The sequence below is a fragment of the Paenibacillus sp. NPDC056579 genome (genome assembly GCF_042793215.1).
Taxonomy (GTDB): Bacteria; Bacillota; Bacilli; order Paenibacillales; family NBRC-103111; genus Paenibacillus_S.
In genome coordinates, this window is sequence record NZ_JBHTVD010000018.1 from 1 (window position 1) to 11907 (window position 11907).

Genomic DNA, 11907 nt, shown 5'->3' on the forward strand with positions numbered 1-11907 from the left:
TTTTCTTCTAGTGTGGAGCCGTGGTGTAGAGGCCTAACATGCCTGCCTGTCACGCAGGAGACCGCGGGTTCGAATCCCGTCGGCTCCGCCATTTTCAACATTTTCATAAGGCTCGGTAGCTCAGTCGGTAGAGCAGAGGACTGAAAATCCTCGTGTCGGCGGTTCGATTCCGTCCCGAGCCACCATGTAAGTTTACATGCCGTTGTAGCTCAATTGGTAGAGCAACTGACTTGTAATCAGTAGGTTGGGGGTTCAAGTCCTCTCGACGGCACCATTGCTTTCTTAGTAAAGCGTTGATTTGAATATGGAGGCTTAGCGAAGTGGCCAAACGCAGCAGACTGTAAATCTGTTCTCTGACGAGTTCGGTGGTTCGAATCCATCAGCCTCCACCATATTTATAGGGGCATAGTTTAAAGGTAGAACAAAGGTCTCCAAAACCTTTGGTGTGGGTTCGATTCCTGCTGCCCCTGCCAATAAACTTTTGTGGCGGTCGTGGCGAAGGGGTTAACGCACTGGTCTGTGGCTCCAGCATTCGTGGGTTCAAGTCCCATCGATCGCCCCATCTTTCTTATTGGGGATTAGCCAAGCGGTAAGGCAACGGACTTTGACTCCGTCATGCCTAGGTTCGAATCCTAGATCCCCAGTATTACATGCGGAAGTGGCTCAGCGGTAGAGCATCGCCTTGCCAAGGCGAGGGTCGCGGGTTCGATTCCCGTCTTCCGCTCCATAATTACCTGGCGCCATAGCCAAGTGGTAAGGCAGAGCTCTGCAAAAGCTTTACCCCCAGTTCGAGTCTGGGTGGCGCCTCCATCTTTACGCCGGAGTGGCGGAATCGGCAGACGCACAGGACTTAAAATCCTGCGGTAGGTGACTACCGTACCAGTTCAAGTCTGGTCTTCGGCACCACAGTAACAACTATATAATATGTGCCCTTAGCTCAGCTGGATAGAGCGTTTGACTACGAATCAAAAGGTCAGGAGTTCGAATCTCTTAGGGCACGCCATACTAGCCGGTGTGGCGGAATTGGCAGACGCGCGCGACTCAAAATCGTGAGGGAAACCGTGGGGGTTCGAGTCCCTTCACCGGCATACAAAAGACCAAGAATATTCTTGGTCTTTTTTGTTTTCGTATTATGCTGCCAAACTGCACTGCATGATTAAGCTCACTAAGCTCTCTACAATCGGGCGTAATATTGATTCAAGGAATCCAATATTTCCTCGCAATAGGCCGTCTCCTCTTCGCTGTTCGATTCAGAAGAGTCGTCCTTTTGAATCTGCTCGAAACGTTGAACCAATGCATCTGTAACGAATTCGGCACTAACTCCGTAATGCTTGATAATGGCAAACAATCCATCCAGGTTCTCATGGTTATCTATGATTTCAGATAAGTGGCTCATTGGGTTTGTAATCCTCCCGTTCGTATTAAGGTGATGGCCCTTCGTTAGTGTTCTCGTGAAGAAATCATTTTATGTAGAGTATAGTGTTAGGCTCAAGCGCTCATTCTATAAATAATCTGCAGACATAAGGGATGGTGCCCAAGCATGGCTAGAAGAAGGAGCAGTAACAGGTTAGTCGTTCCTAACGCATCTCAAGGCGTGGAACGGTTCAAGGCAGAGGTCATGAAGCAGCAAGGGTACACGGTCAATGTGAACAGGCCGGAGGACGTAAAGTATGAAGTAGCCCGTTCCTTAGGGATCCCTCTACAGTCGGGAAGCAATGGACAGCTAACTACGGAGCAAGCGGGTAAAATCGGCGGCCAAATTGGCGGATCGATGGTACGCGAAATGATCCGCATGGCGCAGCAGAAGCTGCTGGAAAACCAAAGCAGAACATAAGGCTGATCAACAAGAAAGAGCCTGGCGTGACAGCCAGACTCTTTTTTTATGCAAAAACAGAAAACAAACAAAAGCTAGTCGCGCTATAACCGCTCGGATACTTTAAGAAGCTCAGGTAAGGTTACGAGCTCGTAACCGCGGTCTCGAAGCGTTTTGATGATGACAGGGAGTGCGGAGACAGAACCAGACAAGTTTTGATTGGGTCCCCCTCCAGAATGCTGCAGTATTATGGAACCGGATCCTGCATGGTCCAGTACATTAGATGTCACCTGGTCCTGGCTCAGCTGTCTCCAGTCCTTGGAGTCCACATTCCAGTTCACAATGACATAGTGGTTCCGTGAAGCCCATAGAAGCTGGCTCTCCGATATTTCCCCATAAGGCGGGCGAATAAGCTTTGGGGTGTAGCCGACTTGATTTTGGATAATCTTCTGCGTTTTCGTAATTTGCGATTGAAACTGGCTGTCGGACAATTTGGTTAATAACGAATGATTATACGTATGATTTCCGATCACATGGCCTTCCCGGCTCATTCTTTTGATCACATTCGGATGGCGCTCCGCCATTCGTCCGACTACGAAAAAAGTAGCCTTCACATTATGCTGCTTTAAAATGTCCAGCACTTGCAGCGTATACTTTGTATCCGGAGCATCATCGAAGGTAAGGGCGATTTGCTTCTTTTGAGAGGAACCCTTCAGGAGAAGCAAATTCGGATATTTTTTTACGAGCTGGGAGAGGGTTAGTGCTTTGGAGCTCGTGCGTTTGGTGCTTTCTGTCGATGTCGGCTTTCCTTCGCGCCGCTCAATCGGCTTCTTATTCGCCTGGCGTTCCGGCTTCGGTGAAGGAGCGGCCGGCTGAGCGGAAGGAAGAGGTTGCTCCGGGCTTGGCGCAGGCGTTGTCACTGGTGCAGGCGTTTCCTTGGCCTTGGCTTGCTGCGTCAGCGATTTTTGCAGCAGATCGGCACGATTCGGCGCCGCAGACTTCGGCTGTGGATTCGTTTGTTCGGCTTCCGTATGTAGAGACGGAGGCAGCGGACTGGCGTCCTGCGGATGCTGGGCCGTACATCCTGTTACCACTGCAGCTCCAATCGTAATGGATAAAGTGATTTTGCCAAGGGATGTCAGTTTCATTTCAGGCTCCTCCTTACACAGTGATGTACTTAGTGTTGGTGGTGCGAAGCCCGATTATCCTTCCCAAAAAATATGATAATGATACGTCAGACGCCTTCCCAAATCATTTTGAGAGCAACGAGGAAAAAGGTTACTCGAAGTACCCAGAGCAGTACTTTGCTGCTCAGCTTGCTGGCAATTTTCGCGCCTAACCAGCCTCCTACAAGTGCGCTTGGGGCCAGACCAAGCACCATCCAGCCGTCAATTTCGCCTAATGACAGATGGGTTATGGAGCCCATAATGGAGGAAAGAAAAATAACAAACATCGATGTCGCCGTAGCAATATGCGGCGGATAACGAAAAATGATCACCATCGCGGGAACGAACAAGGAGCCGCCTCCGATCCCGAACAAACCGGATATAAAGCCGACACAGAGGCCGATAGCAAGCGCTGGGACAACGCCATAACCGTATTCATGCGTGCTGCCCTTATAGTCCGTAAAGGACCTCTGGATGCCCCATTGAATGTTGAGTGGCTTCATATAATCCCGGGCGACTAACAAGCTGGCCATCAGGAGCATAAACAGGCCGAATATAAGCTGAAACGATTTGGCGTTAACAAATTGGGTCGTGTAGGAACCAAGCATGGCGCCGGGACCGCAAGTGATGAAATACAGCCAGCCGCTTTTGAAGTCGACGCGTTGTTGTTTATAGAACGTAAGGGTGGAAGAGAATGCGGTAAAGATCAGAACGGCAAGAGAGGTGCCGACGGCGGTAGCGACCGAGACTTCTTGACCGATCAATAAGGGGCCCAAATATACAAGCGCAGGAACGATGATCACCCCGCCTCCCAATCCGACCAGGCTACCGAAGGTAGCGGAGAGCAGACCGATGACCGAGTAAAACAAGATGGACATAAAAAGACCTTCTTCCCTGTAGTAATGTCCAACACATTGTATCATACAAGGAAGAAGATCGTTTGATTATAATTTGAAGCCGATTTGCGGCTTGTTCGGCAAGAAATGGATGGAACGGATGAAGCGGACGGTTTTCGTTTTGGCTCTCATCACAATCGAGTGGGATTCAGCACGCTGGTTGCCCAAATACTGCACTCCGCCCAAAAATTCACCCGGCGTAATCCCGGTAGCGGCAAAAATAACATCCTCGGTACCCACCATATCCTCCATAGTGAGAAGCTTCAGAGGGTCTGTAATGCCCATTTGCAGGCAGCGGTTATATTCTTCGTCATTGGCCGGCATCAGTCGTCCTTGGAGCTCTCCTCCCAGGCAAGAGAGCGCTGCGGCAGCCAATACCCCTTCGGGCGCTCCGCCGGAGCCTACATACAAATCAATACCGGATTCAGACAACGCTGGCGCCATCGCACCGGCTACATCGCCGTCGCTAAGCAATTTGATGCGCACGCCGACCTGCCGAAGCGTTTGGATCATCTCTTGATGACGTTCCCTGTCCAAGATCATTACGGTCAAATTACTCAGAGGCTTATCCAGATGCTCGGCAGCCTTTTTCAAGGTCAGCTCCAGCGGATCGTTCAATTGCAGCTTTCCAGCCAAAGCTGGACCTACGGCAAGCTTCTCCATGTACATGTCAGGCGCATGCAGGAGGCAGCCTTTATTCGCAATGGCAATAACGGCCAAAGCATTATTGAGCCCTTTGGCAACAAGCTCGGTGCCTTCCAACGGATCGACGGCGACATCCACCTCCGGTCCTTGACCGTTGCCCACTTGTTCGCCTATATAGAGCATCGGGGCTTCATCCATTTCGCCTTCCCCGATAACGACTGTCCCTTGAATGGATACGGAGTCAAACATCGTTCTCATGGCCGTTGTAGCGGCTCCATCCGCCGAAATTTTGTCCCCACGGCCCATCCATTGTGCTGCAGACAATGCTGCAAGCTCCGTTACCCGTACGATTTCCAGTGCCAGTTCTCTTTCCATTCTGCTTGCCTCCATATCCGAAAAGTAGTTGTCTTTTATCTAATGAGAAAATAGGATATACTATTACTGAATACAGTATAATAATTAACGATAAAACGTGCAATATATTTTCGAATAATGACACATTTATAGGTCATTTATGTCCTAATTGTAGACACTAATATATTATTTATTCAACTAGAGTTCAATATTTGATACAATACAAGTAATACAACGGTTAGGTTGGGAGGTTAAGGCTATCGAACTGACAGCACGGCAATTGCAGATTGTAGAGATAATCAAGCAGCACTCTCCCATCACAGGAGAGCAGATCGCAGAGATGCTGGGGCTGAGCCGGCCGACATTGCGCTCCGATTTGGCGCTGCTTGTCATGCTGGGGTATGTGGATGCGAAGCCGAAGGTCGGCTATTCGCCGGGCTCTGCCATGTCCACCGGAAGCCAGGCTTCCCGTAAGCTGCAGACGATGAAAGTAAAAGACGTGCAATCGATGCCGGTCATCGTGCGTGAGAATGCTTCAGTGCATGATGCAGTAGTATCGCTTTTTATGGAAAATGTTGGTAGTCTCATTGTGGTTGATGAAGAGAACTGCTTGTCCGGAGTGATATCGCGAAAAGATTTGCTGAAGTTCACGCTGGGGAACACCGCGGCGGCTTCGATGCCGGTCAGTATGGTAATGACCAGAGAGCCTAACGTTATTCATGCCGAGCCGGATGAGACCGTCATTGATGCGGCACGCAAAATGATTCATCACCAGGTTGACAGCCTTCCGGTCGTAGTCCGCTCCAAGCAAGAATCCGTACAAGGCCGCAATCGCTGGGAAGTCGTCGGACGGGTGACGAAAACGATCATGACGCAAATTTTGCTGGAGCTCGCCACGGAGCCTTAACACCAGGCAAAAGCAAGAGGTAAAGGAGAATACCGGACAATGAATGACAACCAACATTATGAAATCACGATATGCTCGGATTCGGTTGGGGAAACGGCCGAGGCGGTTGTAAAGGCGACGATGCGGCAGTTCAACGCTCAGCAGGTCAAGACCAAAAGGATCGGACACATCAAGCATGAAGACGAGATCCGCAGCATCATGGAGGAAGCGGCCAAGCGAGGGGGCTTCGTGGCCTATACGCTCGTCCAGCCGGAGCTGAGAGAAATGATGCGGGAGGAAGCGGTGCGCCTGGGGGTCCGGGCTGTGGACATAATGGGACCCATGATGCAGGCGTTCATCGATACGTTCAACGATTCGCCCAAGAGAAAGCCGGGGCTGCTCCACGAGCTGGACGACGATTATTTCAAGCGCGTTGAAGCTATTGAGTTCGCCGTCAAATGCGATGACGGGCGCGATACGAGCTCGCTGCTGAAAGCGGATATCGTATTGATAGGCGTATCGAGAACCTCCAAAACGCCGCTGAGTATTTTTTTGGCGCATAAGGGGATGAAGGTGTCCAATCTGCCGCTCGTTCCGGAGGTAAAGCCTCCGAAGGAGCTGTTTATGCTGCCGGGCAACCGGATTGTAGGTCTTATTATGGATGCAGACAAGCTGCTGAAAATACGGACCGAACGTCTCAAGGCCGTCGGCTTGCCGTTCGGCGCCAAATATGCCGCGATGGAGCGGATTATGGAGGAGCTGGATTACGCGCAGAAGCTGATGAAGCAGGTAGGCTGCCCTATCATTAACGTGACCGACAAGGCGATCGAGGAAACAGCAGGCATTATTATGGGTTATCGGCAATAAGAGCAGCAATGAATAACTAAGGTGTGCGGACCGACGCTGTGTGGCGTTGACTGCATGCTTTTTTTATGTGAAATCCATACGATTTAATGTTTTTGTAATATTCCCAAAGAGCCGATATGCTACAATGAAAGCGATAAAAAAAAGATGCTGGGTATGACCCGCGAGCGGAAACATTATTAGGGTAAAAGAATCTTGAAGGGCGGGCGGTGTCTGGATGGACGCATGGAGAAGCTGGTTGAAGGAGTCTTTTGGTAAAAAGCTGGTAAAGCTCCACAGTTGGAACGCATGGCTCGTACTGCTGCTCACGGTAACCGGGATTGTGCTGTTCATCCCTGCGCTGCGCGGCGAGATGGGCGGATTTCGCGTATGGTTGAAGCAGCTGCATATTGTGCTTGGGATTGTGTCCATCGCAGTTATCGCCTTTTACATACCGTTAATCCCCAAGCATTGGAGGCAAATTCGGAAGCAGGCGAATCAGAGGTGGAACTTAGGTATTGTTCTGCTGCTGCTGGCGGGCTGGAGCATTACAGGGCTTATCCTGTGGCAATTTCGCCAGCTGCCGCCGGCATGGAGCAATGCGGCGCTCGTACTGCACGACCTGTTCACCTGGGTCGGCGTGCCGTATGCCATCTATCACTCCGTTTCGCGGAGCCGATGGCTGAAGCGGATGCGGCAGCAAGAGCAGCGTGAAGCGATTGCTGCGCGGCAAAGTACTGAGCCTGCAGAGAGTGAAACGGAACGCACGAACGGGGCCGGAAGCCTCTCTCCTCAGGCGTTCGTAGATTATTTGAAGAAGGCGCCGATTTCGCGTTCGGCTTTTATTAAACTGGTGGCCGGATTGCTGATCGTGTTCGGAATCGGGCCCGCATTTTACCGGTGGCTGAAGACATTGGGCGATTCCGGAGGTTCTGCGCTGGAACACATTGCCGCCTCCGATGATAACCGGATGGTTCCCGCGCCCGAAGCGCTTCCCGATTCAAGTCCGCCTGTAGGCGGCGGGGGGCAGGGTCAGTTTCGGATTTATACCGTAACGGATATCCCTGCTTTTACAAGCGATAATTGGCAGTTCGTCATTTCCGGTCTTGTCGAAAAGCCGCAGTCCTGGAATTGGGAGCAGTTTTTGAAGCTTAAGAGGAAGGTGCAGGTTAGCGATTTTCACTGTGTAACCGGCTGGTCGGTTTATAAAATGACATGGGAAGGCATCCTGCTGTCGGACCTGCTTGATATCGCTCAAGTCAAGGCTAGCGGCAAATTCGTCAAGATGTACTCCGGAGATAAGGTGTATACCGACTGCTTGTCGCTGGAACAGGCCCGTATGGACGATGTCATGGTCGCGGTGCTTATGGACGGTCAGCCAATCCCACAGAAGCTGGGCGGTCCTGTCCGGTTGATCGTTCCGAAAATGTATGCCTACAAGTCGGTGAAATGGCTGCAGGCGATCGAATTGATCGACAAGGAGCATATGGGGTATTGGGAAGTTCGAGGGTATGATAACGATGCATGGGTAAACGGAAGCAACGGTTATAAGGCATAATTAAGAAAGAGGAGAGCTTAGCCCTCCTCTGAAGAAGCCCTTGGGACGGCGGATCCCCCGGGCTTGTTTTGTTTTTGAAACCGTGCTCGGATGAAGGCTGCGGCGAAAATTACGGTTGGGATAAAAACCTGGATGAAAATGTAAAAGAAAACATAACTGGTGGATAGCATGACGGCTAAGGTATGAAGGTTCGGCGCGATCCAAAGGCTGAAAGGCAGCAAAGCAAAGGCGAGAGGCAGTACGATCGGGTGATAATCAGGAAGCTTCAGCCATTGGGATACCATGAGAACCAGCACATAATAGACGACGCAAATTTTAATAAACATGGCCAATACCCATATGGCCATAGCCACGGATTCCAGATGCGTTAGAAAATCCGCTAAACTGATATAACGAGCTACAAGCATGATGGGGTAGCTCACTTCGGACGTTAAGTCGCCGAGCAAAAGCAGAGCAACCAGATTGGAAACAACCATCGAGATCATGACGGCTAGCACAGAGAGCATGCCCAAGCGGAAGCTGTCTTTGCGATTGACTACAAAAGGAAGCAGGAATGACACGTCTACAAACTCGCTAAACCATGTATGAGTTGGGATAGCAGCCATGAGGGACGGTGTTATACCATTTTCAAACATTGGAATCAGGTGGTGCGGATCAAGATCGGGAATGACGAGGAACATGATCAGCAGGATCAGCACGATAACAATGGGTACGAAGATTTGCGCGCAAAAGGCTAACGTCTTCAATCCGCCGTGTATGGCATAGGCACATACGAGAATCATGCTGCCCATCACTATGATGACCGGAGTATGCTGAAGAAAAGCGCCTGTGACAAATTCTCCGTATTCTCTAAGAATGATGCCGTCGTTAATAAAGTAGGCGAATATATAAATCAGGCCGAGCAGTTTTCCTGCGATTTTGCCGATAATGCGCTCGCTGTATTGGATCAAGCTTTCATTCGGGTACAGCCGGTTTAACCAATATAAGATGTACACGAGATACACACCTACCGGCGCTGCCCATATAGGAGCTATCCATGCATCCTTGCCGGAATATTCCGCATCGATTCTAGGGATGACAAGAATTGCGGTTGCAATGATTGTCGGGTACATCATGACGGCCATCTGGAATGCGGTAATCTTGCCTTTCTCCATCATGCTGCCGGTTACCTCCATCCATGGTACTTTTAACAGCTTGTCCTTTAAGTAAATCCCTTAAACCGGCGGAGGAACGTTCCTAAAAATAATGTGGCTTTGCGGGTCGTTTTCTTTTATAGTAGTAAGAAATTATTAGCAGTCGGTTCAAGGAGAGCCCGATCAAGCATAAGGAAGGTTGATTCTAATGCAATTGCTGTCGCTTAACCTAGGGAAGCCCGCCGTCGTCCAATATAACGGGAAGCCGGTAGAGACGGGAATTTATAAGAGACCGGTTGAAGGTGCCATAACTTTGTCCTCCGTCCAATTGGAGGGGGATGGTCAAGCCGATAAGGTGAATCACGGAGGCGAGGATAAGGCGGTCTGCGTTTACTGTGTGGAGCATTACCCTTACTGGCGGAAGGAGCTGAATGCGGAGCTGCCGTATGGAGCGTTCGGCGAAAATTTCACGGTAGCCGGCATGGTGGAAACGGATGTGCATATCGGGGATATATTCGAAACCGGCGGCGCCCTTGTGCAGATCAGCCTGCCGAGAAGGCCCTGCTTCAAGCTAGGGGTAAGGCATAACCGGCCGGATATGCCGCTTTTATTCCAAAACACCGGATATACAGGATATTATTTACGCGTGTTGAAAGAGGGAGCGGTCACCGGCGGCACGCCGATCCGGCTCGTGGACCGGCATCCGAAGGCTATATCGGTGGCGGAAGTGAACCGGCTCAAATATCATGATAAAGACGACCTCGAAGCGATTAAGGCGCTGCTGGAGGTTAAAGAGCTGGCGGAGGGCTGGCGCGAATCGTTCCGCAAGAGACTGGACGGGAGCGGGGAATAAAGGTGGAGATGGTGAACGGTATCGTTAAACCGATGACCGGCGTCGTGCTGGCGGGAGGACAAAACCGCCGTATGGGAGGCAGAATGAAGGCTCTGTTACCGATGGACGGGCGTTTGTTCATCGAACGTCAGCTGGAAGAGCTCGCCAAAGTATGCGGCGACATATGGATTGCGGTGAGTGAACACGCGCCATTCGAGCGCTGGCTTACGCAGGAGCAGCCGGGGCTGCCAAGCGGAGTGCCCGTTAGGGCGGTTCGCGACATGCATCCGGGCAGCGGTCCGCTGGCGGGCCTGCAGGCGGCAATGGCAGCCGCACAAGCCGAGACGCTCTGGGTTGTTGCATGTGACATGCCATTCGTTTCCGCCGATGCGGCAAGGGCGATGGCGCAGCTGCTGCATGCGAGAGAAAGCGCCGATGCGGTAGTACCTGTGATCGGCGGCAAGGTTCATCCGCTGCATGCGGTATACCGCAGACGATGCGGCAAGGTTGTAGATGAGCTTCTGGAGCAGGGACAGTACAGAGTGATGGAGCTGCTGCGCAGGCTGAACTATACGGCGGCAGAGGAGGAATTCTTCTCGAGCCAGGGGATTTCGCCGCGATTTGCCGTTAATGTCAATGGGCCGGACGATTACGAGAAATTGCAGCGACAAACGGATGAGTCAGGTGTGTGAGATTATATCACACAACCTATGCATATTTATTGAATTATGACATAATAAGAGAAAACGGTCTGCGGTTATGGAGGTGATCGGTTGTGTCAGTCATATTAACGGATCGTTTCGGAAGAGTTCACGATTATTTGCGAATTTCGGTTACAGACCGCTGTAATCTGCGCTGCGTGTATTGCATGCCGGAGGAAGGGATGCAGTTCGAGCCGGAAGAGCATATGCTTACCTTCGATGAAATCGTGGACGTCGTCAGGGTGCTTGCCAAGCTCGGATTGCGCAAGCTGAGAATTACCGGCGGCGAGCCGCTGGTCAGAAAGCATATAGAACAGCTGATCGCCCGTTTGTCAGCGATTCCCGGCATTGAAGATATCGCTGTGACGACCAACGGCATCTTCTTCGCCGCCAAAGCGGAGCAGCTTCGTGCCGCGGGCTTGACGCGGATTAATATCAGCCTTGATTCACTGCGGGCGGACCGTTTCTCGCTGATCACCAGAGGCGGAGATATCCGCAAGGTTCTGGATAGCATTGAGGCGGCCTATCGTGTCGGTCTAGATCCCATCAAATTGAACGTAGTGCTGATGAAAGGGATCAATGACGACGAGATCGATGACTTCTTGCAAATGACGATAGACCGCAAGGTGCAGGTCCGATTTATTGAATATATGCCGATCGGTCATGACGATTCCGGATGGAAGTCGAGGTATGTGCCGCTTAGCCTCGTTACGGAACGGTGCGCTGAAAAAGGATGGACGGTCCAGCCATACGGGGAAATTTACGGCAACGGGCCGTCGCAAAACTTCCAGATCGAAGGCGCTCTCGGCACGTTCGGCTTGATCCATCCCGTAAGCGATCATTTCTGCGAAACGTGCAACCGGCTGAGACTGACGTCCGACGGGAACATCAAGCCGTGCTTGTATTGGTCCGACGAGTTCAATGTGCGCCGCTACATCGGCGATGACGAGGCGCTGGCGAATTTGTTCCTGAAGGCGCTCGACGTCAAGCCCGAGAGCCACGAGATGGCCAAGGCGCTGCTTAACGAGCAGCAGAGCCATATTCCAACCCTGCGCAGAATGTCGCAAATAGGAGGCTAGT

At 51.3% G+C, this 11907-nt stretch carries 12 protein-coding genes and 12 tRNA genes; 19 read left to right on the forward strand and 5 right to left on the reverse strand.

Going from position 1 to position 11907, the window contains the following annotated elements:
* The first annotated feature begins 14 nt into the window (after positions 1-14).
* From ACFQ88_RS37010 to ACFQ88_RS37065, 12 genes are all read left to right on the forward strand, one after another.
* A tRNA-Asp gene (locus tag ACFQ88_RS37010) sits at positions 15-91 on the forward strand.
* 18 nt (positions 92-109) lie between these two features.
* A tRNA-Phe gene (locus tag ACFQ88_RS37015) sits at positions 110-185 on the forward strand.
* 13 nt (positions 186-198) lie between these two features.
* Positions 199-274: transfer RNA gene (locus tag ACFQ88_RS37020), tRNA-Thr, on the forward strand.
* A gap of 32 nt (positions 275-306) precedes the next feature.
* Positions 307-392, forward strand: a tRNA-Tyr gene (locus ACFQ88_RS37025).
* Between the two features lie 7 nt (positions 393-399).
* Positions 400-473 (forward strand) — tRNA-Trp (locus tag ACFQ88_RS37030).
* 13 nt (positions 474-486) lie between these two features.
* Positions 487-562 (forward strand) — tRNA-His (locus ACFQ88_RS37035).
* 10 nt (positions 563-572) lie between these two features.
* A tRNA-Gln gene (locus ACFQ88_RS37040) sits at positions 573-644 on the forward strand.
* 8 nt (positions 645-652) lie between these two features.
* A tRNA-Gly gene (locus ACFQ88_RS37045) sits at positions 653-727 on the forward strand.
* 9 nt (positions 728-736) lie between these two features.
* Positions 737-810 (forward strand) — tRNA-Cys (locus tag ACFQ88_RS37050).
* 7 nt (positions 811-817) lie between these two features.
* Positions 818-906: transfer RNA gene (locus ACFQ88_RS37055), tRNA-Leu, on the forward strand.
* A gap of 20 nt (positions 907-926) precedes the next feature.
* Positions 927-1003: transfer RNA gene (locus tag ACFQ88_RS37060), tRNA-Arg, on the forward strand.
* A gap of 5 nt (positions 1004-1008) precedes the next feature.
* Positions 1009-1088, forward strand: a tRNA-Leu gene (locus ACFQ88_RS37065).
* 86 nt (positions 1089-1174) lie between these two features.
* On the opposite strand, the gene ACFQ88_RS37070 is transcribed toward ACFQ88_RS37065, so the two are convergent.
* The gene (locus ACFQ88_RS37070; protein ID WP_239629494.1) at positions 1175-1396 is read right to left on the reverse strand and encodes a hypothetical protein; all 222 of its coding nucleotides are present in this window, start codon (positions 1394-1396) and stop codon (positions 1175-1177) included.
* Between the two features lie 144 nt (positions 1397-1540).
* Between ACFQ88_RS37070 and ACFQ88_RS37075 the strand changes: the two genes are divergently transcribed.
* The gene (locus ACFQ88_RS37075) at positions 1541-1834 is read left to right on the forward strand and encodes an alpha/beta-type small acid-soluble spore protein (RefSeq protein WP_239629491.1); all 294 of its coding nucleotides are present in this window, start codon (positions 1541-1543) and stop codon (positions 1832-1834) included.
* Positions 1835-1917: 83 nt separating this feature from the next.
* On the opposite strand, the gene ACFQ88_RS37080 is transcribed toward ACFQ88_RS37075, so the two are convergent.
* The 3 genes from ACFQ88_RS37080 to glpX form a co-directional block, all read right to left on the reverse strand.
* The gene (locus ACFQ88_RS37080; protein WP_379462682.1) at positions 1918-2961 is read right to left on the reverse strand and encodes a polysaccharide deacetylase family protein; all 1044 of its coding nucleotides are present in this window, start codon (positions 2959-2961) and stop codon (positions 1918-1920) included.
* Between the two features lie 86 nt (positions 2962-3047).
* Positions 3048-3857, reverse strand: a complete 810-nt coding sequence (locus ACFQ88_RS37085) for a sulfite exporter TauE/SafE family protein (protein ID WP_379462684.1) — start codon at positions 3855-3857, stop codon at positions 3048-3050.
* 66 nt (positions 3858-3923) lie between these two features.
* Positions 3924-4895, reverse strand: a complete 972-nt coding sequence (glpX, locus tag ACFQ88_RS37090) for a class II fructose-bisphosphatase (RefSeq protein ID WP_379462686.1) — start codon at positions 4893-4895, stop codon at positions 3924-3926.
* 259 nt (positions 4896-5154) lie between these two features.
* Here glpX and ACFQ88_RS37095 point away from each other — a divergent pair, with 259 nt between their 5' ends.
* The 3 genes from ACFQ88_RS37095 to ACFQ88_RS37105 all read left to right on the forward strand — a co-directional run bounded on the left by ACFQ88_RS37095 (position 5155) and on the right by ACFQ88_RS37105 (position 8161).
* Positions 5155-5781 carry a helix-turn-helix transcriptional regulator gene (locus ACFQ88_RS37095; protein ID WP_379462688.1) on the forward strand — a complete coding sequence of 209 codons (627 nt, stop codon included), beginning with the start codon at positions 5155-5157 and terminating at the stop codon, positions 5779-5781.
* Between the two features lie 39 nt (positions 5782-5820).
* Positions 5821-6627, forward strand: a complete 807-nt coding sequence (locus ACFQ88_RS37100; RefSeq protein ID WP_239629479.1) for a pyruvate, water dikinase regulatory protein — start codon at positions 5821-5823, stop codon at positions 6625-6627.
* 214 nt (positions 6628-6841) lie between these two features.
* On the forward strand, positions 6842-8161 hold the full coding sequence (locus ACFQ88_RS37105) for a molybdopterin-dependent oxidoreductase (RefSeq protein ID WP_379462691.1): 1320 nt from the start codon (positions 6842-6844) through the stop codon (positions 8159-8161).
* A 17-nt stretch (positions 8162-8178) separates the two neighbouring features.
* Here the strand turns inward: ACFQ88_RS37105 and ACFQ88_RS37110 are convergent, their stop codons facing one another.
* On the reverse strand, positions 8179-9318 hold the full coding sequence (locus ACFQ88_RS37110) for a GerAB/ArcD/ProY family transporter (protein ID WP_239629473.1): 1140 nt from the start codon (positions 9316-9318) through the stop codon (positions 8179-8181).
* Positions 9319-9502: 184 nt separating this feature from the next.
* On the opposite strand from ACFQ88_RS37110, the gene ACFQ88_RS37115 reads away from it, so the two are divergent.
* The 3 genes from ACFQ88_RS37115 (at position 9503) to moaA (ending at position 11906) form a co-directional block, all read left to right on the forward strand.
* Complete coding sequence (locus ACFQ88_RS37115) at positions 9503-10147, forward strand: MOSC domain-containing protein (RefSeq protein ID WP_379462693.1); 645 nt, start codon at positions 9503-9505, stop codon at positions 10145-10147.
* 8 nt (positions 10148-10155) lie between these two features.
* Positions 10156-10818, forward strand: coding sequence for a molybdenum cofactor guanylyltransferase (mobA, locus tag ACFQ88_RS37120; RefSeq protein WP_379462849.1), 663 nt, complete (start codon positions 10156-10158; stop codon positions 10816-10818).
* Between the two features lie 83 nt (positions 10819-10901).
* On the forward strand, positions 10902-11906 hold the full coding sequence (moaA, locus tag ACFQ88_RS37125; protein WP_379462695.1) for a GTP 3',8-cyclase MoaA: 1005 nt from the start codon (positions 10902-10904) through the stop codon (positions 11904-11906).
* The last annotated feature ends 1 nt before the right edge of the window (position 11907 follow it).

Excerpts from the sequence above, each read along its gene's own strand:
- ACFQ88_RS37070 (WP_239629494.1), bottom strand. The coding sequence starts at position 1,396 with ATGAGCCACTTATCTGAAATCATAGATAACCATGAGAACCTGGATGGA.
- ACFQ88_RS37075 (WP_239629491.1), top strand. The coding sequence starts at position 1,541 with ATGGCTAGAAGAAGGAGCAGTAACAGGTTAGTCGTTCCTAACGCATCT.
- ACFQ88_RS37080 (WP_379462682.1), bottom strand. The coding sequence starts at position 2,961 with ATGAAACTGACATCCCTTGGCAAAATCACTTTATCCATTACGATTGGA.
- ACFQ88_RS37085 (WP_379462684.1), bottom strand. The coding sequence starts at position 3,857 with ATGTCCATCTTGTTTTACTCGGTCATCGGTCTGCTCTCCGCTACCTTC.
- glpX (WP_379462686.1), bottom strand. The coding sequence starts at position 4,895 with ATGGAAAGAGAACTGGCACTGGAAATCGTACGGGTAACGGAGCTTGCA.
- ACFQ88_RS37100 (WP_239629479.1), top strand. The coding sequence starts at position 5,821 with ATGAATGACAACCAACATTATGAAATCACGATATGCTCGGATTCGGTT.
- ACFQ88_RS37105 (WP_379462691.1), top strand. The coding sequence starts at position 6,842 with ATGGACGCATGGAGAAGCTGGTTGAAGGAGTCTTTTGGTAAAAAGCTG.
- ACFQ88_RS37110 (WP_239629473.1), bottom strand. The coding sequence starts at position 9,318 with ATGATGGAGAAAGGCAAGATTACCGCATTCCAGATGGCCGTCATGATG.
- ACFQ88_RS37115 (WP_379462693.1), top strand. The coding sequence starts at position 9,503 with ATGCAATTGCTGTCGCTTAACCTAGGGAAGCCCGCCGTCGTCCAATAT.
- mobA (WP_379462849.1), top strand. The coding sequence starts at position 10,156 with ATGGTGAACGGTATCGTTAAACCGATGACCGGCGTCGTGCTGGCGGGA.